This window comes from Sphingopyxis sp., assembly GCF_016704835.1.
In the GTDB taxonomy this organism is placed as follows: domain Bacteria; phylum Pseudomonadota; class Alphaproteobacteria; order Sphingomonadales; family Sphingomonadaceae; genus Sphingopyxis.
Genome location: NZ_JADIZJ010000001.1, coordinates 12868 through 34283, shown reverse-complemented (window position 1 = coordinate 34283; position 21416 = coordinate 12868). Strand labels below are relative to the sequence as shown.

Here is a 21416-nt window from a genome sequence, read left to right as displayed (position 1 = left end):
CCTACCAGCGGATCGTGATGCCGATCGTGCCGCCCAGCCGTCGGCCGCGCCGCCCGTCGGCATTGAAGCTGTAATCGCCTTTCACATGCACCGCGGCGTTTTCACCGACACGTGCGATCAGTCCGGCACCGACTTCGGCCTCGGTGCGCGCCAGGTTGGTACGGATCGGATCGGTGCCGAACATGGTCGCCTGATCTCCTGCAAAGCCGTGCCACAGGCTCGCGTGCAAAAAGGGCTGGAAGCCGCCATATTTTCCCTGAAATCGCAGCCCGGCGCGCCCGGTGAGCACGTCACCCTTGGCGAAGTCTATGGTTGAGAAAGCATCCGCGCGGTCGTTGAACTTTACCTGCTGCCACAGGATCTGCACCTGCGGTTCGAGCGTCCAGCGCTTCGACAGCGCGAGGGGATAGCCCGCTTCGAGCGAGGCGGTCCAGCCGTTGCCGTCAATGTCGATCGCCTCGCCCGAACTCGCCGATGACGTGCCTTCGAACCAGTTGTGCATGACGACGGCGTCCAGATACCAGCCGCTTTCGCCAAACAGTGTCGTATAGCCGGCGAGGCTCGTCGCCTTGACGCCGATCTGGCCAACGGTCAGGTCGTTCCAGCCGAGCGCGCCACCGCGGACGGCGCCGTCGGTCGACGAGCGTCCGACGAAGGCGCCGAGGCGCATATAAGTGCCGCCTTCCTCGCCCCAACCGGCAAAATCCTGCCCGATCTGGAAACCCGAAAGATCACCGTCCAGCGAAGGCGCGACGTCGCCGCCCCATTTGATCTCGCTGTCCTCGGCAAATAACCGGCCCCATGTCGCGGGCAGCGCGCCCCCACCGCGCACCAATGCCTGTTCGCCGCGACGTTCATGGAACGTCCCAAGCGTCACGCTGGCCAGGTGGTGCGCAACCGGTACCGACACCACGAAGGCCGCGACCTCGGGCCGATAGAGCGGCACGACATCGGCTTCCATCGGCGTCGCACCCGGCGTCGGCGGCTCGGCGGCGACCTCGGGGTCGGGGGGAGGCAGCGGCGCGGGCTCGGCTGGCGGCTCAGGCGGCGGGGCCGGTGCTTCGGACTCGGGCGCCGGCGGCGGCTCGGGCGTCGGAGGCGGCGGCGGGTCTGTCTCGGTCACCGGTGGTGCTGGATCGACCGGATCGGGGTTTACCGGTGTCGGCTCGGGCGGGGGCGGTGGCGGGTCCGGCACCGAGGCAGGGGGCGGGACGGGCGGTTCGGGCGGTGCCGGCTCGGGCGCGGCTGCGGGCGGCGGCGTCAGCACCGGCGGCGCAGGCGCGGGCTGGGGCGGCGGCGGGATCTCGGGCGAAGGGGCAGGTGCGGGCGGCGGTGGCAGCGTCGATCGCAGGTACCAATTCTCGCCCGTCCCGCTGGTGGTGCCGCCGCGGAACAGGAAATATTCATACGCCCCAACCGCAACGCGGTGGTTGAGAGCAAAGGCGCCGCTGGCGGTCGTCGCACCATTGATCGCCTCGATGACAAGGATGCCATTTTGTACCGTGATCGCGCCGGTGCCGCCGGCATTGCGCACGGTGATGCCGGTCGTTCCCGATGCGCTGCCGCTGTCGATTACCAGTTTGTCCGACAGCGAGCTGTCACCGCCGAGGACCGTATCGATCAACAGCAGCCCGCTGTCGCCGACATAGTCGCCGCTTATCATGAAGCTGTCGTCTGGCGCATTGCCGCCATTGGTCAGGTCGATTCGCCCGGCGTTGACCAGCGTTGCGCGCTGACCGGCGGTAAAGGCGGCGACGCCGCCCTGAAGGCCGCCGCCGAAAATCGTGCTCGACGCATCGAGGTTGAAGCTGCCTGTGGCAGTCCCGGCATCGCCGAGCCTAAGGAAGCCATCAAACGTCAATTCGCTGTCATTGGTCGCCTCGATATTTTCCCAGCCGTCGAAGCGCGCGATGCCGCCGGTCGTCACATTGTCGAAAACGAGCGCATCGATCCCTGCGCCGCCGGTGATCCGCGGTGACCCGCCAAGATGGGCGTTGGTCAGGTTGGCGAGCCGCGCAATGTCGTCGTCGCCGCCCAGGTCAATCGTCCCATGCACGACGCCGCTGCCGTCCCACACGAAGCTGTCGGTGCCAACGCTCATCAGCACGTCGCCGCCCACCGAGCCGCCGGTGATCGTGATGCTGTCGGTCCCGCCGGACAGGCTGATATTGCCTCCGATGGTGCCGCCCGTCAGGATAATTGTGTCATTGCCGAACCCGGCGACGAGGTTGCGGTCGATCGTCCCGCCCGACATGTCGAACAGATTGTCGGCGAGCTTCATGTTGACGCGGCCGATCCGGCCGCCGGTCATGATAGCGATGTCGCCATCGTCGAATGCGTCGACGATGCGTCCCCCCGACATGAAGAAGGTGTCGAGCGATCCGCCTTGGTTGAGCACGCCGATTTCGCCGCCGGTCATACGAAAATCGTCGATTCCTTCCCCTTGCTGCAGGCCGCCGGTCACCGTCCCCGCGCTGATATCGAACCGGTCGCCGCCGTTGCCCTGATCGACCGATCCGGTAATCTGGCCCGACCCGATGGCGACGATGTCTTCGCCCGATCCAAAGCTAACATTGCCCGCGATCATCCCTGATCCTCCCGCCGGAAGTTCAAGGCGGTTATTGCCGCCCGTGTCGTTCAGGCCGCCTGCCGACGTTCCGCTGTCGCAAACATGGACATCGTCGCCGGCGGTCGGCGTAAAGATGCATTGGGCCAGCGCCGGAGACGCCTGGCCGAGCGACGAGGCGAGTGCGGTGAACAGCAACAGGCGTCCGGGCGAGGAAGCGAGGCGACCGCTGGTGCGGTCAGCGTGAGAGGTTGGCGGACGCGCGTTGCGGATCATTTGGCTTCCCCATTTTCAAACGGGTGCCGCCTGGTCCCTATCTCCCGTTACCACGAGGAAATAGTGCGGATATGATCTGAACTTATAATCCAATTCTTACCAAATCGCCAATATCCGCGGCAATTTCAGGTGGATGGGGCCTGACCTGCGTCCGGCGGTTCGTCGCCCAGTGCGCGCTTCAGCGTCGCCTTGATGTTGCGGAGCAAGCGGCGCAGCGCGATGATCACGACGACCGCGGCGATCGCCATGACGATCGCGATGACGATCGCGAGTGGAGGGAATGCGATCGCCAGCGCGAGCAGTCCACCGGTCGCGACATCTTCGCCGGTCGATACCACTGCGTTGCTGAACGGTTCGGGGCTGGCGTTGACCACGGCGCGCGTCGTTGCCTTGGCGCCGTGGCTCAGCAGTGCGCCGCCGCCGCCGAGCAGGAAAGCGATGACCTGCCAGGTCGGATCGGACGCATCGACGAGCGCCAGCGCAAGCAGCGCGCCGCCAAGCGGGCGAATGACGCTATGAATCATGTCCCAGATCGAATCGACCCAGGCGATCTTGTCGGCAAGGAATTCCGCGAGGGTGCCGATCGCCGCGACCCCCAGTACCCACGGGTTCGCCAGCACCTGCAAGGCTGCCAAATGTTCGGGGAGTGGCAGCCAGCCAAAATGCATCGCGATGCCCGTGGCCAAAATGGTGAGGTAGAGCCGCCAGCCGGCGAGCAGGCTCAAACTGCCGGCGACCCCCAAAATCTCGACGATTCCCAATGTCCTGCTCCCCTTCTGTGCGCCCCATACTTGCACCCGCGCCTGCAGCGCCGCAATGCCGAGATGACAAGCCTTCAGCGTCCGGTTATCGCAGGGGACATGACCAGCGCCGTTCCGCCGTCCGCTCCATTGGAAGTCCTGCCCGAAGGTGCGATCCCGGCCGCCACGCTGGTCATCATGCGCCCGTCCGAAGACGGTGGACCCGACGAAATACTGATGGTCAAACGCTCAACCAATATGGCGTTCGCCGCGGGCGCGGTCGTGTTTCCCGGTGGGCGGGTTGATCCCGACGATTATCTCGTGGCGCGCCAGCATGCGCCCGACCTCGACGAAGCCGATGGCGCCGCGCGCGTGGCGGCGCTGCGCGAGACGCTGGAGGAAACCGGCCTTGCCGTAGGCTGGCGCGGGCTGGCAGGCGGTGACGTGGCTGGTGCTCGTCGGGCGTTGCTCGGGGGAACCCTCCTGTCCGACATGCTGGCGGCGCGTGGGGACCGAATCGCATTGGATTCGTTGATACCATTTGCGCGCTGGTGTCCGAATTTCAAAGAGGCACGGACCTTCGACACGCGTTTCTACGCGGTTGCGGCCCCGCACCACAGCCATGAACTGACGGTAGAAGAGGCCGAGCATAGTCATATTTTCTGGGCGAGCGCGCGCCAGACGCTGTCGATGGCCGACCGCGGCGAGGTCTCGGTCATTTTTCCCACCCGCCGCAACCTCGAACGCTTGGCCCAGGTTCCCGATTTTGGGGGTTTTTCTGAACATTCGGTCCAGTTTCCGGTTGAATTGATTACGCCGTGGATCGAAGACCGCGAGGGGCAGGCGTTTTTGTGCATTCCGGGTCATTTGGGCTACCCTGTGATCAGCGAACCATTTGATCGCGTTCGCCGCGGCTAGCGCGGTCCGGACAACAACTTTCTCTCTATTTAGCAATTTGGTAAGAATTCCCGGGCTAGGCCAAATCGTCGTTGCATTTGCTGAACGCTGTGCCTAAGACGGCTTTGCAGAAGCAGACCGGGGAGCCCCCCGGTGTGATTCGACAAGACTAATCCAGTGGACGGAGAATATAATGAACCTGCTCAAAAAGGCTGCGATCTCTCTCGCAGCGACCTCGATGATTGCAGCCCCGGTTGCCGCGTCGGCCGCTCCTGCAGCCCGTGCCGCTTCGGCCGTTGATGGCCAGAGCGAACTCGAAGGCAGCACCAGCTGGATCATCGCAGTTCTCGCTCTCGTTGCGATCGTTGGTGGTATCATCATCGCGTCGGACAACAACGACGACGCGCCGACCAGCCCGTAATTTCGGCTGATCGTTAAAGTTACCAAAAGGCTCCGAGCTTGCTCGGGGCCTTTTGTGCGTCTCGGTACGCTTTCGCGCATTGTGTCGGCCTGCGGTGCGACCGGTACTGGATACGGTTTAAAGCGCGATGTTCCGCGTAGCCCGCGAGTTCGCCAATGGGATCGCTGCGCGCGCGCGATCCGCCGCAGCGGCATCGATTGGCGCAAGCATCACGCGATACCTGGTTGCGTCGCTGGCCTCGCCGATATCCGCCAGCACCATGCCCCACGGATCGATCGCGAGACTATGACCGTATGTCGATCGGCCGTCCGGATGGCGCCCGCATTGCGCCGCCGCGAGCACATGACAGCCGGTTTCAATTGCGCGGGCTCGCGTCAGGACATGCCAATGCGCCTCGCCGGTCGAGACAGTGAACGCAGCGGGGATCGCGATGAGTGTCGCGCCCTGATCGACCAACGCGCGGTAAAGCTCTGGAAATCGCAAATCGTAGCAGATGCTCAGTCCCAAACGGCCAAGCGGGGTATCGACAGCCGCGAGCGCGCGACCGCCGGCATAAGCCGATGACTCGGTCCAGTTCTCGCCCGATGGCAGGGTGACGTCGAACATGTGGATTTTATCGTAGCGCGCGCGGATGCTGCCGTCGGCGGCGATGACATGGCTGCGGTTGACCCGGCGTTTGCCGTCGTCGGCCAGCAGCGGCATCGATCCGGAATGGAGCCACAGTCCATGTTTTTGCGCCAGCGCCTGCAGCGCAGGGGGCCAGGGACTGTCGCTTTCGCGAACGATATGCGCCGCCGATCGCCCGCGATCGCGATCAAGCAGCAGCGACATTTCGGGCAGGAAGGCCATCGTTGCGCCGCCTGCGACCGCATCCGCCATGGCGCGATCAATCGTCGCGAGATTGGCGACAGGATCGATACCGCTGGTCATCTGGACGAGTGCGGCAATCGAGGTGGCGGGGTGCGGGTTGCTCGTGTCGGTCATCCCCCATCGCTAAACTGATGCGGTTTACCCGACAAGCGTCGCGACAGTTCAGTGGCCAGCAAGGTTTGAACACGATATGATAGCCCAATGGCTATTTCTCCCGCGCATATGCCGCTTCATATTTACCGATCGCTTCTGAGTGCAGGCGCCGCTACGGCGCTGTTGCTGCTTCCAATTGCCGTTGGCGCGCAGAGCGGCGCCGCGCCGACCGCCGCAACTAGTCAGGCGACGGGAAACGACTGGCTCTATTCTGGCAGCGATATTCCGCGCGACGCCGCGTGGCAGTTTGGCGCTCTGCCCAACGGTGTGCGCTATGCGGTGCGGAACAACGGCGTGCCACCGGGGCAGGTGTCGATCCGCGTCCGCATGGACGTCGGTTCGATGTTTGAAACCGAACAGGAGCGCGGCTATGCGCATTTGCTCGAGCATCTGACCTTCCGCGGGTCCGAACACATCCCCGATGGCGAAGCCAAGCGCATCTGGCAGCGCTTCGGGGTAACCTTTGGCAGCGACTCGAACGCGCAGACCACCCCGACCCAGACCGTCTATCAACTCGATTTGCCGAGCGTGACGCCGGTCAACCTCGACGAAAGCATGAAATTGCTGTCGGGCATGGTCCGCGAGCCGCGGATTTCGGAACTGGCGGTTGCGGCCGAGCGCGGTGTTGTGATGTCTGAACTACGCGAATCGGACGGTCCGCAAAAGCGGATAGGCGATGAGACGAACGCGCATCTGTTTGCGGGCCAGCTGCTCGGCGACCGCTCGCCCATCGGCACCACCGCTTCGCTGGGCAAGGCAAGTGCAACGTCGGTCGCGGCCTTTCACGAGCGCTGGTACCGCCCCGATCGTGCAGTCGTGGTTATCGTCGGCGATGCGGATCCCGCGGAACTGGCCCGGCTGGTCGCGAAATATTACGGCGACTGGCGCGCCAATGGGCCGAATCCCGCCGACCCCGATTTCGGCAAACCCGATCCGAAGGCGCCGGCGGCGCGCGAGATCGTCGAAGCGAACCAGCCGTTCGCCCTGACGCTGGCCATGGTGCGCCCATGGAAAAAGCGGATCGACACGGTCGAAAACACGCGACGGCTCTATCTGGAATTCATCGCGCAGGCGCTGGTCAATCGGCGGCTGGAAAACCGCGCGCGCAGCGGCGGCAGCTATCTGGTCGCGACGGTTGAACAGCAATATGTCAGCCGCAGTGCCGACGTCACGATGGCATCGATCGTTCCCTTGAGCGACTGGAAGGCCGCGCTTGCCGATGTGCGCGGCGTGATTGCCGATGCAGTAAGCACCCCGCCTTCACAGGCCGATATCGACCGCGAAGCGAACGAGATCGAAGCGTTTCTGCGCAAGGAATGGGAAAATGCCCGCAACGAGCCCGGCGCGCGACTGGCCGACGACATGGTACGCGCGGTCGATATTCACGAGGTCGTGACCAGTCCTCAGGGGCAGGTCGATATGTTCAAGGCGATCCGTGCAGCCGCGACACCCCAAATGATGCTCGACGTCAGCAAAGCGATCTTTGCGGCGCCCGTGACGCGCGTCGTACTGACGACCCCGACTGCGGCGGGCGGCAACGCGGCTGTGCTAGCGGCGTTGAAGGCACCGGTGACCGCGCGCGACGACCGGTTGGCAACTGTAAAAGCCGATTTCAAACAACTTCCCGGCTTCGGGACGCCGGGTACGATTACATCGACCGACAGCCTGCTCGGCCTGCGCGCCGAGCGGATCGCATTCGCCAATGGCGTCACCGCGCTGGTGTCGAACAATAAGGTCGAACCCGGCAAGGTGCGCGTCAACGTGCGGTTCGGTACCGGCAACCGCAGCGTCGCCGCCGACGCGCCGAACCTGCTATGGACCGGCGATTATGCGCTCGTCGCGAGCGGAATCGGGCCGTGGGGACAGAACGAGATCGACCAGCTGACCAACGGGCGACAGATCCAGCTCAACTTTGCGATCGACGACGACGCGTTCGAACTGTCGGCGGAAAGCAAACCCGCCGATCTCGCTGACCAGATGCGCTTGATCGCGGCCAAGCTGGCGCAGCCGCGCTGGGACGCGGCGCCGATCGAGCGCCTGCGCGTCGGCTATCTCACTGGCTACGACCTCAACGACGCCACCCCCAATGCGGTTCTCGACCGCAACCTGCGCGGCTGGCTGACGGGCAACGACGCACGCTGGGCGGCGCCCGACAAGGCGCAGATCGCAGCGCTGACGCCCGCGGCCTTCCGGGCTTTCTGGGAACCGCGCCTCGCTAGCGGACCGATCGAAGTGCAGATTTTTGGCGACCTTGAAGCGGTCGATTACCGCCAGATTCTGGCGAGCACGCTGGGTGCGCTGCCGCCCCGAACGACATTGGCGCCCGTCGGCGGCCAGCGCGTCGACTTTGCCAAACCCGCCACCGTGCCCGACATTGTCTATCATCGCGGCGCGGAAGGGCAGGCCGCGGCGATGACCGCGTGGCCGACCAGCGGCGGCCTGGCCAATCCGCGCGATGCGCGCGGACTCGAAGTGCTTGCCGCGATATTCAACGACCGCCTGTTCGATCGTCTCCGCGCCGAACAGGGGGCGAGCTATGGTCCCGTGGTCGACAGCCACTGGCCGACGGGCTTTGACAGCGGCGGCTATCTACTCGTCGGCAGCCTGCTCGCGCCTAAGGATCTCGACCGCTTCTATGGCATCGCGCGCGACATCGCTGCCGATCTGGTGGCGAAGCCGGTGAGCGCAGACGAACTGACGCGCAACGCGGTGCCGATCCGCGAACAGGTCGCGCGGGCGTCGACCGGCAATGTCTATTGGATGTTCCTGCTCGAAGGCGCGACGCGCGATCCGCGCGTCACCGCCGCGGCATTGTCGATGCAGGACGATATCGCCGCCGTCACCGCTGCCGATGTCCAGCGGCTGGCGCAGCAATATCTGACACCGCAGCGCCAATGGTCGCTGGCAATCCTGCCCAAGGGGATGACGCTGGCAGATGCGTCGGCGCTTGGGGTGGCAACCGCGACGGCAGCGACGACCGCAGGCGGCCGCTAGGTCGTCTCGCTGCCGGGCGTCGGCGCGCGTATTTTGCGGATGCGCGGTTCGCGGTCCAGTTCGCCCTTGGTCATGATGTCGCGCCGCATCTTGGCGCGCACATCGTGGATCGACGCGATCACCGGCCCCATCGCGACGCCCAGGTCGATCAGCACTGCCTCGGCAAGTTGCAGCGAGCTTTCGAGCGTTTCGGGCACTGCATCGCTGGCGCCTGCCTGATACAATGCGGCGGCATGGTCGGCGTCGCGAGCGCGGCTGATGATGGGCAAGTTGGGAAATTTCTGTCGAAGTTGTTTGGTCATCCGCAATTGCTGTACGGGATCGTCCATCGTCAGCACGATCGCGTCGGCACTTTCGATGCCCAGCTTGTCCAGACTACCTTGCCGAGCGACGTCGGCGAAACGAACCGCAAATCCGTCGCGGCGCGCCACCGCCACGCTATCGATATTGGCATCGACCGCAATATAGGATCGGCCATGTTCGCGCAGCAGCTCGGCGACGGTGCGGCCGACGCGCCCAAAACCAACGATAACGGTACGTGCCACTGCCGGCTCATCCTCAGGCGTGTCGTCGCTGCGCATTTCGATCCGCCGCGCCATGTCGTGCCCGACGCGCGCCAGCAGTGGGGTGATGGTCAGGCCGATCGCCGTGACAAGCTGCCAGAAGCTTGCTGTTTCGGGATCGATGATCCCCGCCGTCAGCGCGGCGGTCAACACGATCAGGGTCGTTTCCGACGGGCTCGACATGAGCAAGCCAACCTCGGCGGCTGTACCGCGACGTGCGCCGGAAAAGCGCAACAGCAGGGCGGTGACAACCGACTTGACCGCGATGACCCCGACGACCGCCGCAATGAGCATCGGCCATTGTTCGGCAATGCTCTTGAGATCCAGACCCATGCCGACGCTGATCAGGAACACCCCGAGCGCGAGGCCTTTGAAGGGTGCAGTGATCGCTTCGACCTCGCCATGATATTCGGTCTCGGCGATCATCAGTCCCGCGAGCAGCGCACCAACGATCGGTGACAGTCCGACGGTCGCGGTGGCGAGCGCGGCGACGATGACGACGAGCAGGCTGGCGGCGAGAAACAGCTCTGGGTCTTTGGCGCGCGCCGCCTGGGCAAAGATGCGCGGCAACAGGAACCAGCCAGCGACGGCCAGCACCGCGACGACGAGGGCGCCTTGCCACAAGGTCGTCATCAGCAGTTCGGCGTTGTTTCCGGCGGGATTGGGGGCCAGGGCGCCGAGGATGAAAATGATCGGAACGATCGCCAGATCCTCGAACAGCAGCATCGAAAAAGATGCACGGCCCACCGCCGACTTGGTGCCCACCATTGGCAGCACCAGCGCGGTGGAGGATAGCGCGAGGGCGATCCCGAGCCCGAACGCCGCGGGCGTCGACAGGTCGCCGAGCAACCACAGTGCGCCGCCCAATATCGCGCCGCCGAGCAGCAATTCGGCGGCGCCGACCCCGAACACCAGCTTCCTCAAGGACCAAAGACGGCGGAACGACAGTTCAAGCCCGATCGAGAACAGCAGCAAAATGATACCGAATTCTGCGAACAGCGCTATGTCGTCGGTCGTTCCGATGGTGACATGTTTCAGCCACGGATAATCGCCGGCCAGCGATCCCAGTCCCGACGGCCCGACCAGCAGGCCGACGAGGATGAACCCGATGACCGGTGGCAGGCGAAAACGCGCAAAGGCGGGGATGACGATGCCCGCCGCGCCGAGAACCACCAGCGCGTTGCCGATGGCAGATGTTTCTGTTGCCGATACCATAGGGGCCGACCTTATGCAGGCCGGCCCCGATTGGCTAGAGAGCTATCCCAACCTTTTCGCTTGTTTTTTATGCGCCCATCTTCTTTTCGAGATTCTCGACGATCGCTTCGAAAAAGCCTTCGGTGGTCAACCAGTTCTGGTCGGGGCCAATCAGCAGCGCCAGATCCTTGGTCATCTTGCCGCTTTCGACTGTCGCGACGCAGACCTTTTCGAGGTCGTCGGCAAACTGCACCAGTGCCGCATTGTCGTCGAGCTTGCCGCGGTGCTTGAGCCCGCCAGTCCACGCAAAAATCGACGCGATCGGGTTGGTCGATGTCGCCTTGCCCTGCTGGTGCATGCGATAGTGACGGGTAACGGTGCCGTGCGCAGCTTCGGATTCGACGGTCTGGCCGTCGGGGGTCATCAGCACGCTGGTCATCAGGCCGAGCGAGCCGAAGCCCTGCGCGACGGTGTCCGACTGCACGTCGCCGTCGTAGTTCTTGCAAGCCCAGACGAACTTGCCCGACCATTTGAGCGCCGATGCGACCATGTCGTCGATCAGGCGGTGTTCGTAAACGATGCCGGCCTCATCGAACTGCGCCTTGAACTCGGCATTGAACACTTCTTCGAAGATGTCCTTGAAGCGGCCGTCATAGGCTTTCAGGATCGTGTTCTTGGTCGACAGATACACCGGCCACTTACGCGCGAGGCCATAGTTGAGGCTGGCGCGCGCAAAGTCGCGGATCGAATCGTCGAGGTTGTACATCGTCATCGCGACGCCCGATGAGGGGAAAAGGAATACTTCTTCGTCGATCAGCGTACCGTCCTCACCCTCGAACACCAGGCGTAGCTTGCCGGGGCCGGGGACGCGGAAGTCGGTCGCCTTATACTGGTCGCCGAACGCATGACGGCCGACGACGATCGGGTCGGTCCAGCCGGGGACGAGGCGCGGGACATTCTTCATCACGATCGGTTCGCGGAAGACGACGCCGCCGAGGATGTTGCGGATCGTGCCGTTCGGCGACTTCCACATTTTCTTGAGTCCAAACTCCTCTACACGCTGTTCGTCGGGGGTGATCGTCGCGCACTTTACGCCGACGCCATATTTGGCGATCGCGTTGGCGGCATCGACGGTGATCTTGTCGTCGGTCTGGTCGCGCATCTCGATGCTGAGGTCGTAATAATGCAGGTCGATGTCGAGGTAGGGAAGGATCAGCCGTTCGCGGATCCATTGCCAGATGATCCGGGTCATTTCGTCGCCGTCGAGTTCGACGACCGGGTTGGCTACCTTGATCTTGCCCATGCTGCTGCCTTTATCCTTGGGGAGTCGGAGTTGCAGCGGGCCTTAGGCAAAGCCGCGCGATTGATCAATGGGCGTGGTGGAACCCGAGCCCTGCCTTATCCATTGTCAGTGTCAGGCACGCACCCTAGAAGAACGGCCATGTCCAACATCATCTCTTCCAACCGCCCCGGTGGCGGAATCAAATGGCAATGGCCATCGATCCATCCCGAGGGGCGCAAGTTCCTTTTGATCGCCGCGATCATCACGCTGTGCTTTTGGCTGCTCGGCTGGGAGATTGTCGGCTGGCTGATGTTGGGGGTGACCTTGTGGGTCGGTAGTTTTTTCCGTGATCCCGTCCGCATCACCCCGACCGGCAGCGATGTCGTCATCGCGCCCGCCGATGGGCTGGTGACGCAGATCGCCGAAGTCGTTCCGCCACCCGAAATCGCTGGCGCCGACGGACTGGGCGATGCGCCGATGCTGCGCGTGTCGATTTTCATGAGCGTGTTCGATGTCCATATCAACCGCACCCCGATCGCCGGAACGCTGCGCAAGCTTGTCTATATCCCGGGTAAATTCCTCAACGCCGATCTCGACAAAGCGAGCGAAGAGAATGAGCGCCAGCATTTCGTCGTCGAGCGCGCCGATGGCGTTCGTATCGGCTTCACCCAGATCGCGGGCTTGGTTGCGCGGCGGATCATGCCGTTTGTAACGATGGGCAATGAGTTGTCCACGGGCCAGCGCGTCGGGCTGATCCGTTTCGGCAGCCGCGTCGATGTCTTTCTGCCCGCGGGGACAACGCCGCAGGTGTTGCTTGGTCAGCGGACGCTGGCGGGCGAGACCGTCGTCGCGCGGATCGGTCAGTCTGCGATGATCGACGGCATCGGGCAATAGGGTGATAGACGACAACCAACTTCCCGCCGACGCTGCGGGCCGCCGGATCGGCGGCATCGGCCTGCGCGCCTTCGCCCCCAATGCGATTACGGTGCTGGCGCTGTGCTTTGGTCTGACCGGGGTGCGCTTCGCGATCGGCGGGCAGTTTGAACTCGCGATCGCTGCAGTAATTTTCGCCGGGGTGCTCGACGGCATGGACGGGCGGATCGCCCGCCTGCTGCGTGCGCAGAGCAAATTCGGTGCCGAGCTCGATTCGCTTTCGGACGTGATCGCCTTCGGCGTGGCCCCCGCGATGATCCTGTTCTTGTGGTCGCTGCAGGATGCGCCGAAATTCGGCTGGACCGCGGCGCTCGCGCTGGCGGTTTGTTGTGCGCTGCGTCTGGCGCGTTTCAACTCGCGAATGGATGCCGATTTTCAGCCGCACAAGTCCGCCGGGTTCAATACAGGAATTCCCGCGCCGGCCGGGGCAGGCCTGGCGTTCGTGCCGGTCTATCTTTGGCTGACGACCGGCAATGAGCTTTTCCGCGAATGGTATCTCGTGATGCCTTGGGCGCTCGGCGTTGCGATGCTGATGATCTCGGCGCTACCGACCTACAGCTGGGCTTCGATCCGCCTGCGTCGTTCGTGGCGACTATTCGCCTTGGCGGGGGTAGGATTGCTCGGCGCTGCGCTGGTAACCGCCCCGTGGTTGACGCTGCTCGCCGTCTGCGCCCTCTATGCCGCCACGCTGCCGTTTGGCCTCGCCAGCTACGCCAAGGTCAGGCGGCGCGGCTAAGCTGCGGCCGGGCGACGATGGCGCGTGCGACGTGGCGAAGCGGAGTTGACGGGCGGAGCTTGATGACGGTCGCAGGCCCGGGCTGCGGTGCGGTATCGCCCGCGAAAGCGCCTTCGCCAAGCAGCGCCGAAAGAATCGCCGACTCGTTCGATTTCAGCATGGCCAGGATCACCGTGATGCCGAGTCCGGCGGCGAAGGCAAAGAGAAGTGCGGCTGCAACCTGAACCATGATCTGTCCTTCCGGGATTCGTTAACGAAACCTTTCCAAGGGGAATGACGGTTTCGCTTGGCTTTTGGTTGCATGTTCTTGATTTGTTCTCAAGTGTTTTGCGACGAATGGAGTCAGATTGGCGCCGGATCGAATGATCCGACGCGCGCGCTGTTCATCCCAAATGCACCGTCGGCGCTTGCTTTTGGTGACCAACGCGGCTAACGGCCCGCGCATTCCACATGGAAGGCGCACATAAACCGGTGCCGGGATCATCCGCTTGCGGAGCCCGGTTCTTGCTTTCCAGAGGACCAACCGGAAGGAGAAAGACTATGGCGGCACCTGTCGTCACGATGCAGAATCTTATCGAGGCTGGCGCTCACTTCGGCCACCAGACCCACCGCTGGAACCCGCGCATGAAGCCGTATATTTTCGGCGCGCGCAACGGCATCCACATTCTCGACCTGTCGCAGACCGTGCCGCTTTTTGCGCGCGCCCTCGAATTCGTCGCCTCGTCGGCGGCTTCGGGTGGCAAGGTCCTGTTCGTCGGCACCAAGCGCCAGGCGCAGGGTCCAATCGCCGATGCCGCCCGCGCTTCGGGTCAGCATTTCGTCAATCACCGCTGGCTGGGCGGCATGCTCACCAACTGGAAGACGATCTCGGGTTCGATCAAGCGTCTCAAGACGCTCGAAGAGCAGCTCTCGGGCGACACCTCGGGCCTGACCAAGAAGGAAGTGCTCAACCGCACCCGCGAACGCGACAAGCTCGAAATGTCGCTCGGCGGTATCCGCGACATGGGCGGCATTCCTGACGTGATGTTCGTGATCGACGCGAACAAGGAAGAGCTGGCGATCAAGGAAGCCAACGTCCTTGGCATCCCCGTCGTCGCTATTCTCGATTCGAACGTGTCGCCCGACGGCATCGCGTTCCCGGTTCCCGCCAACGATGACGCCGCGCGCGCCATCCGCCTGTACTGCGATGCGATTGCTCAGGCAGCGACGCGTGGCGGCCAGCAGGCGCGCGCCGATCGCGGTGAAGATCTGGGCGCGGCGGTGAACCCGGTCGCCGAGCCGGCGCTGGTCGAAGACGCTGCGGCTCCGGTTGCCGAAGAAGCCCCGGCCGTCGAAGCCGCACCTGCCGTCGAAGCCGCTCCGGCTGCCGAGGGCCCCCGCGCCCCCCCCGGGACCCGGCCCCCGCCCCGCCCCCGCCCCCCCCCCCCCCCCCGCCCCCCCCCGCCCCCCCCGCGCCCCCCGGGGCGGCGCCCCCCTCCCCCCCCCGCCCCCCCCGGGGCCCCGTTCTGACTTATCACGCCGCCATTCGCGCGGCGTATCGGCAGTTCCGGCAGGCCGGATTGCCCCCACATTGGAAAGGATCACCCATGGCTGAAATTACGGCCGCTCTCGTCAAGGAACTGCGCGACCGCACGGGCGCCGGCATGATGGACTGCAAAAAGGCGCTCGCCGAAAATGGCGGCGACATCGAAGCATCGATCGACTGGCTACGCACCAAGGGCCTCGCCGCCGCCGCCAAAAAGGCCGGCCGCGTTGCCGCTGAAGGTCTCGTGGGCGTCGTCACCGACGGCACCCGCGGTGCGATGGTCGAAGTGAATAGCGAAACCGACTTCGTTGCCAAGAACGAGCAGTTCCAGGGCTTCGTTCGCGACGTGACCCAGGTCGCGCTCGTCGGTAACATCACCGACGCCGACGCGCTTGGCGCTGCCGCATATCCGGCCGGCGGCACCGTCACCGAAGCACTGACCCAGAATATCGCTACGATCGGTGAAAACCAGTCGCTGCGCCGTTCGGCGATCATGTCGGTGAACTCGGGCGTCGTCACCGCTTATGTCCACAACGCCGCCGCCCCCGGCATGGGCAAGATCGGCGTGCTCGTCGCGCTCGAATCGACGGCTGGTGCCGACGTGCTCGAACCGCTGGGCAAGCAGCTCGCGATGCACGTCGCCGCCGCCAATCCGTTGGCGCTGAACGGCGACGATCTCGACCCCGAGCTGGTCGCGCGCGAGCGCGCGATCGCCGAGGAAAAGGCTGCGCAGTCGGGCAAGCCCGCTGACATCGTGTCGAAAATGGTCGACGGCGGCATCGCGAAGTTCCGCAAGGAAAACGCGCTGTTGTCGCAGCTGTTCGTCATGGATGGCAAGACCCCGGTCGCCGAAGTCGTCGCCGCAGCCGGCAAGGATGTCGGCGCGACGATCACGCTCAAGGGCTTCACCCGCTTCCAGCTCGGCGAAGGCATCGAGAAGGAAGAAAGCGATTTCGCGGCGGAAGTCGCAGCGGTCGCTGGCGTCTAAAACAAAACGCGGAGTTGCTGCGCTGCGGCGCGGCAGTCCGCTTGGCAATGGCGCGTACTCTGACTAGGGTGCGCGCCATTCGCTTATCAAGTGGTTGAAAGAGGTTCCCCCGATCATGGCTCTGCCCGGCATGAAACGCATCTTGCTGAAACTGTCGGGCGAGGCGTTGATGGGGTCGACCCCGTTCGGCATCGACCCGGAAACGGTTGCCAGCATGGCGGCCGAAGTGAAGGCGGCCAAGGAGCGCGGGCTCGAAATCTGCCTTGTCATCGGCGGCGGCAATATTTTCCGCGGCATGGCGGGCGCCGCCAAGGGCATGGACCGGGCGCAGGCCGACTATATGGGCATGCTCGCCACTGTCATGAACGCGCTGGCGATGCAGAACGCCCTCGAACAATTGGGCGTCGAAACGCGCGTCCAGTCGGCGATCGAGATGGACAAGGTGTGCGAGCCGGTGATCCGTCGCCGCGCCGAACGCCATCTGGAGAAGGGCCGTGTCGTGATTTTCGCCGCGGGCGTCGGCGCGCCTTATTTCACCACCGACAGCGGCGCCGCGCTACGCGCTGCCGAAATGAAGTGCGACGCACTGCTCAAGGGTACCAGTGTCGACGGCGTGTATAATGCCGATCCCAAAAAAGATAAGTCGGCGGTGCGTTACGATACGCTCAGCTATGACCGCGTGCTCGCCGACAATCTGAAGGTGATGGACGCGAGCGCGGTCGCGCTGTGCCGCGACAACCATATCCCGATCGTCGTGTTCAATATCCGCGAAGCCGGCAATCTGGCGCGGGTATTGGCTGGTGAGGGGGTTTCGACCGTCGTGGCCGACGCCCCCGGCAGCGCCTGAACACGCTAAGCATAAGAAGAGGACGAAACAATGGCGAAATATGACAAGGCCGACCTTGAGCGCCGGATGCACGGCGCGATCGAGGCGCTGAAGAGCGACCTGTCGGGACTGCGTACCGGGCGCGCGCACACCGCGCTGCTCGATCCCGTGACGGTCGAGGTCTATGGCGCCCACATGCCGCTGAACCAGGTCGCCTCGGTCAGCGCGCCCGAGGCGCGCATGCTGACCGTCCAGGTCTGGGACAAATCGAACGTCGGGCCGGTCGACAAGGCGATCCGTTCGGCGGGGCTGGGGCTCAACCCGATCGTCGATGGCCAGATGCTGCGCCTGCCGATCCCCGAAATGACGCAGGAACGCCGCAAGGAGCTGTCCAAGCTTGCCGGCAAATACGCCGAGGCGGCACGCATCGCGGTGCGCAACGTCCGCCGCGACGGGATGGACAATCTCAAGGCTGACGAGAACAAGAAAGAAATCAGCGAGGACGAGCGCAAGCGCCACGAGACCGAGGTGCAAAAGCTGACCGACGCAACGATCGCCGAACTCGATGCCGCGGCAACCGCGAAGGAAAAGGAAATCCTGGGCTAGTGCTTTCCGGCGCTTCCCTCTCTTCCGTTGGTGTCGAGCGAAGTCGAGACGCGCCGAGTCCGCGCTCGCCTTGCCGTGTCTCGACTTCGCTCGATACCAATGGCTTCTGAGGCTTTTGTGAAAATTCCAAATCACGGCGCGCGCCATGTCGCCATCATCATGGACGGCAATGGCCGCTGGGCCAAAAAACGCCTGCTTCCCCGCGTCGCCGGTCACAAAGCGGGCGTTGAGGCGGTGCGTACCATCGTTCGAGCGGCGGGCGACCTCGGCATCGAGGCGATGACGCTTTATGCGTTTTCTTCGGAAAACTGGAAACGGCCCGAGGAAGAAGTCAGCGATCTAATGGGTCTGATGAAGCGCTTCATCCTCAGTGACCTCGACGAATTTGCCGCCAATGACGTGAAGCTGAAAGTGATCGGCAACTGGCGCGCGCTCGCGCCCGACGTTGTCGCGCTGATCGAAAATGCCCTCGAACGTACCTCGGGCAACAAGCGCACGACGTTGGCGGTCGCGCTCAACTATGGCGCGCAGGACGAGCTGGTCCGCGCCGCGCAGGCCGCCGCCGCAGCGGGCGAGATCAGCGAAGCGGCGATCGCGGCGCATCTCGACACCGCCGACATGCCGCCGCTTGATCTGCTCATCCGCACCTCGGGCGAAGTGCGACTGTCGAATTTCCTGCTCTGGCAGTCAGCCTATGCCGAGCTTTATTTCACCGACATATTGTGGCCGGATTTCAAACCGGCCGACCTGCAGTCGGCGCTCGACCATTTTGCGCGCCGCGATCGTCGTTACGGGGGACTATAAGTTATGACGACGGCAGCCGAAGGGAAGAAATCGGATTTCATGGTGCGCGCGGGGTCGGCGATCATCTTGTTCGCGATTGCCGGGACCGCCCTGTGGTTCGGGGGGCTGGCGTTCGGGCTGTTGCTGCTGGTCGGCGGCGCGTTGATGCTGGTCGAATGGTTTGCGCTGGTGCGGGCGATGACCCTGCGCAGCGGCGCCAAGGCGCTGCTGAATATTCTGGGGCCGGTGTTGACGCTTGGCGCGATGGCGGGGCTGTGGTTCATTCGCGATCAGCTGGGCATGACCGCGGCGCTCTGGGTGTTCGGCATGGTGTGGGCGACCGACATCGGTGCCTATTTTGCTGGCCGCGCCTTTGGCGGCGCGCGTCTGGCGCCGACGATCAGTCCGTCCAAAACATGGTCGGGGCTGATCGGTGGCATGATCGCAGCATTGATCGCCAGCGCCACGATTGGCGACCGTGCGGGCATCATCGGCGTGCCGCTCTGGATCGGCCTGTGCATGGGACTGCTCGCGCAGATGGGCGATCTTGCGCAAAGCTGGATGAAGCGCCGCGCCGGGGTCAAGGATTCGGGCAAGCTCATTCCTGGTCACGGCGGCCTGTTTGATCGCGTCGACGGAATATTGCCGGTGGCGCTGTTGCTGGGTGCGCTGGCTTATGTCGGGCAGCTGAGCGTTGGTGCGGCGGGCTGACATGACGCAGCGCCGCCTTTCGCTGTTCGGCGCCACGGGTTCGGTCGGGCAGTCGACTCTCGACCTTGTGCGGCGCGACGGCGAGGCGTGGCGCGTCACGGTGCTGACCGCCAACAGCGACGTCGCTGAACTGGCAAAGCTCGCCAGGGAGTTTCGCCCTGATGTCGCGGTGATCGCCGACGCCGCGCGGCTCAGCGACCTCAAGGCCGCGCTGGCCGATACCGGCATCGAAGCCGCCGCAGGCGCGGATGCGCTGGTCGAAGCCGCGCAGCGTCAGACGGATCTCGTCATGGCCGCGATTGTCGGCACCGCCGGACTGGCCCCGACGATGGCCGCGCTGGCGGCGGGATATGATGTCGCGCTCGCCAACAAGGAGGCGCTGGTGTCGGCCGGAGCGCTGATGTCAGCCGTTGCGCGCACATCCGGCGCGACGATTCTGCCGGTCGACAGCGAGCATAATGCGATCTTTCAGTGTCTGGCGGGTGGCCGCATCGATCAGGTGCGGCGCATCATCCTGACCGCCAGCGGCGGGCCGTTCCGCACGATGAGCGCCGCCGACATGGCGCGCGTCACCCCGGCGCAGGCGGTGGCGCATCCGAACTGGTCGATGGGCGCCAAGATCAGCGTCGATTCGGCAACGATGATGAACAAGGGCCTCGAACTGATTGAGGCGCATCATCTTTTCCCTGTCGGTCTCGATCGCATCGAAATCCTCGTTCATCCGCAATCGGTGATCCACAGCCTGGTCGAATATATCGACTGCTCGACGCTGGCCCAGTTAGGTTCGCCCGATATGCGGATCCCTATTGCAAGCGCGCTCGCCTGGCCGCAGCGGATGGCAACGCCCTGCGCGCCGCTCGACTTGGCCACCATCGCGCGGCTCGATTTCGAGGCGACCGACGAGGTTCGTTTTCCCGCCACCGCGCTGTGCCGCGCCGCGATCGCCGCGGGCGGCGCCCGCCCGGCGCAACTGAACGCGGCGAACGAGGTGGCCGTGGCCGCCTTCCTGGCGGGCCGCATTTCCTTTCCCGCGATCGTCGATACCGTGCGCCGGGTGATCGACTCCGTGGAACCTGCGGCCCCGTCATCGCTTCAAGATATATTCAGCGTCGATGCCGCATCCCGCGCGTCTGCCCAGCATTTTGTGGACCAATTAGAACATGCTTGAGACCCCCGGTTTCGCTTTCACCGTCGCCGCTTTCCTGTTGGTCCTCGGCCCGCTCGTCTTCGTCCATGAATATGGCCATTACATCGTCGGTCGCTGGTGCGGTGTAAAGTCTGACACCTTCTCGATAGGTTTTGGACGCAAGATCGTCAGCTGGACCGACAAGCGCGGTACCAAATGGAAGATCGGCTGGCTGCCGCTGGGCGGTTATGTCCAGTTCGCGGGCGACCGGGACGCTGTCAGCCAGCCCGATGCCGACTGGCAGCAACTCCCTGACGACCAGAAATCACATACCTTTCCGGCCCAGCCGGTGTGGAAGCGGTCGCTGATCGTGGCAGCAGGCCCCGTAACCAATTTCCTGTTCGCGATTCTCATTCTTGCCGGCTTTGCATGGGTTGGCGGTACGCCGGTGACGCCGCCGGTCGCCGGCGGGATCGAGGCCGGGTCCGCCGCGGCTTCAGCAGGCCTGCGGACAGGCGACCGGATCGTTGAAATCGACGGGCGACCGATCGCGGTGTTCGGGGATATCCCGATGGCGGTCGCGCACCGTCCGGGCGAAGCGATGCAGGTCCGGGTGGTCAGCGGCGGCAGCGAGCGCGTCGTCGAACTCACCCCGCGATTGGTCAAAGACAAAGACCCCTTCGGAAAGGAATATGAACGCGCTATCATCGGTCTGGCGCCGCCGCCTACGCAGTTGCAACCGGTGGCGCTGCTCGAAGCCCCGGCGGTCGGCCTCCGCCAGACTTGGCAGATTGTCCGACAGACGGGCGAGGTATTAGGTCAATTCCTAACCGGGCGCCGGTCGATCAAGGACATGAACGGACCGGTCAAGATTGCCGAAATTTCGGGGCAGGCGGCGACGCTGGGGATTGCGTCGCTGATATTCTTCATCGCGCTGATTTCCATCAATCTGGGGTTCATCAACCTCTTGCCATTGCCCATGCTCGATGGTGGTCATTTGCTTTTCTACGCCTATGAAGCAATCCGGCGCCGCCCCGCGCCGCCGCAGGTGCAGGAATGGGCGTTCCGATTCGGCTTTGCAGCGGTCGTCACCCTGATGCTGGTCGTGACTTTCAACGATTTGGGCTCATTGGGCCTGTGGGACGGGATCGCGCGCTTGATTGGCTAGCGAGTCTGGGGCAGGGAGTGCGCGCGAGCCCGTGGTCAGGCGGGTTGGTCGCTTTTGA

The 21416-nt window shown here is 64.2% G+C and carries 18 protein-coding genes and 1 pseudogene; 13 read left to right on the top strand and 6 right to left on the bottom strand.

Translation table 11 applies throughout. From position 1 onward, the window contains the following. Position 1: 1 nt before the first annotated feature. Both IPF76_RS00160 and IPF76_RS00155 read right to left on the bottom strand, forming a co-directional pair. The gene (locus IPF76_RS00160; RefSeq protein ID WP_293838027.1) at positions 2-2842 is read right to left on the bottom strand and encodes an autotransporter outer membrane beta-barrel domain-containing protein; all 2841 of its coding nucleotides are present in this window, start codon (positions 2840-2842) and stop codon (positions 2-4) included. A gap of 125 nt (positions 2843-2967) precedes the next feature. Beyond that, on the bottom strand, positions 2968-3603 hold the full coding sequence (locus IPF76_RS00155; RefSeq protein ID WP_293838024.1) for a DUF4126 domain-containing protein: 636 nt from the start codon (positions 3601-3603) through the stop codon (positions 2968-2970). Between the two features lie 99 nt (positions 3604-3702). On the opposite strand from IPF76_RS00155, the gene IPF76_RS00150 reads away from it, so the two are divergent. Together IPF76_RS00150 and IPF76_RS00145 are read left to right on the top strand one after the other, a co-directional pair. After that, a complete protein-coding gene (locus IPF76_RS00150; RefSeq protein ID WP_293838021.1) occupies positions 3703-4500 on the top strand; it encodes an NUDIX domain-containing protein in 798 nt (265 codons plus the stop codon). 172 nt (positions 4501-4672) lie between these two features. After that, complete coding sequence (locus tag IPF76_RS00145) at positions 4673-4900, top strand: hypothetical protein (RefSeq protein WP_293838018.1); 228 nt, start codon at positions 4673-4675, stop codon at positions 4898-4900. Between the two features lie 117 nt (positions 4901-5017). On the opposite strand, the gene IPF76_RS00140 is transcribed toward IPF76_RS00145, so the two are convergent. After that, positions 5018-5884, bottom strand: a complete 867-nt coding sequence (locus IPF76_RS00140; protein ID WP_293838015.1) for a carbon-nitrogen hydrolase family protein — start codon at positions 5882-5884, stop codon at positions 5018-5020. An 87-nt stretch (positions 5885-5971) separates the two neighbouring features. Between IPF76_RS00140 and IPF76_RS00135 the strand changes: the two genes are divergently transcribed. Continuing rightward, positions 5972-8917, top strand: a complete 2946-nt coding sequence (locus IPF76_RS00135) for a M16 family metallopeptidase (protein ID WP_293838012.1) — start codon at positions 5972-5974, stop codon at positions 8915-8917. Here IPF76_RS00135 and IPF76_RS00130 read toward each other — a convergent pair. Both IPF76_RS00130 and IPF76_RS00125 read right to left on the bottom strand, forming a co-directional pair. Beyond that, positions 8914-10695 carry a cation:proton antiporter gene (locus IPF76_RS00130; RefSeq protein ID WP_293838009.1) on the bottom strand — a complete coding sequence of 594 codons (1782 nt, stop codon included), beginning with the start codon at positions 10693-10695 and terminating at the stop codon, positions 8914-8916. The genes IPF76_RS00135 and IPF76_RS00130 overlap by 4 nt on opposite strands. A gap of 67 nt (positions 10696-10762) precedes the next feature. Continuing rightward, positions 10763-11977 (bottom strand): NADP-dependent isocitrate dehydrogenase, encoded by a 1215-nt coding sequence (locus IPF76_RS00125; protein WP_293838006.1) that lies wholly within the window; start codon positions 11975-11977, stop codon positions 10763-10765. 138 nt (positions 11978-12115) lie between these two features. Here IPF76_RS00125 and IPF76_RS00120 point away from each other — a divergent pair, with 138 nt between their 5' ends. Together IPF76_RS00120 and IPF76_RS00115 are read left to right on the top strand one after the other, a co-directional pair. Further along, a complete protein-coding gene (locus IPF76_RS00120) occupies positions 12116-12850 on the top strand; it encodes a phosphatidylserine decarboxylase (RefSeq protein WP_293838003.1) in 735 nt (244 codons plus the stop codon). A gap of 1 nt (position 12851) precedes the next feature. Then, positions 12852-13625, top strand: coding sequence for a phosphatidylcholine/phosphatidylserine synthase (locus IPF76_RS00115; protein ID WP_293838000.1), 774 nt, complete (start codon positions 12852-12854; stop codon positions 13623-13625). On the opposite strand, the gene IPF76_RS00110 is transcribed toward IPF76_RS00115, so the two are convergent. Continuing rightward, positions 13609-13854 carry a hypothetical protein gene (locus IPF76_RS00110; RefSeq protein WP_293837997.1) on the bottom strand — a complete coding sequence of 82 codons (246 nt, stop codon included), beginning with the start codon at positions 13852-13854 and terminating at the stop codon, positions 13609-13611. The two genes, IPF76_RS00115 and IPF76_RS00110, sit on opposite strands and share 17 nt — an antisense overlap. A gap of 311 nt (positions 13855-14165) precedes the next feature. Between IPF76_RS00110 and rpsB the strand changes: the two are divergent. The 8 genes and pseudogenes from rpsB to rseP form a co-directional block, all read left to right on the top strand. After that, positions 14166-14930, top strand: a pseudogene (gene rpsB / locus IPF76_RS00105) (30S ribosomal protein S2); the annotation flags it as partial. Between the two features lie 281 nt (positions 14931-15211). Next, positions 15212-16138 (top strand): translation elongation factor Ts, encoded by a 927-nt coding sequence (tsf, locus tag IPF76_RS00100; RefSeq protein WP_293837994.1) that lies wholly within the window; start codon positions 15212-15214, stop codon positions 16136-16138. A gap of 115 nt (positions 16139-16253) precedes the next feature. After that, positions 16254-16985 (top strand): UMP kinase, encoded by a 732-nt coding sequence (gene pyrH / locus IPF76_RS00095; RefSeq protein ID WP_293837991.1) that lies wholly within the window; start codon positions 16254-16256, stop codon positions 16983-16985. Between the two features lie 30 nt (positions 16986-17015). After that, positions 17016-17570, top strand: a complete 555-nt coding sequence (gene frr / locus IPF76_RS00090; RefSeq protein ID WP_293837988.1) for a ribosome recycling factor — start codon at positions 17016-17018, stop codon at positions 17568-17570. A 99-nt stretch (positions 17571-17669) separates the two neighbouring features. Next, entirely contained in the window at positions 17670-18374 is a 705-nt protein-coding gene (gene uppS / locus IPF76_RS00085; protein ID WP_293837985.1) for a polyprenyl diphosphate synthase, read from the top strand. A 3-nt stretch (positions 18375-18377) separates the two neighbouring features. Further along, positions 18378-19064 carry a phosphatidate cytidylyltransferase gene (locus IPF76_RS00080; RefSeq protein WP_293837982.1) on the top strand — a complete coding sequence of 229 codons (687 nt, stop codon included), beginning with the start codon at positions 18378-18380 and terminating at the stop codon, positions 19062-19064. Between the two features lies 1 nt (position 19065). Then, positions 19066-20232 (top strand): 1-deoxy-D-xylulose-5-phosphate reductoisomerase, encoded by a 1167-nt coding sequence (locus IPF76_RS00075; protein ID WP_293837979.1) that lies wholly within the window; start codon positions 19066-19068, stop codon positions 20230-20232. Then, on the top strand, positions 20225-21358 hold the full coding sequence (rseP, locus tag IPF76_RS00070; RefSeq protein ID WP_293837976.1) for an RIP metalloprotease RseP: 1134 nt from the start codon (positions 20225-20227) through the stop codon (positions 21356-21358). Before IPF76_RS00075 ends, rseP begins: the two co-directional genes overlap by 8 nt. Positions 21359-21416: the final 58 nt, after the last annotated feature.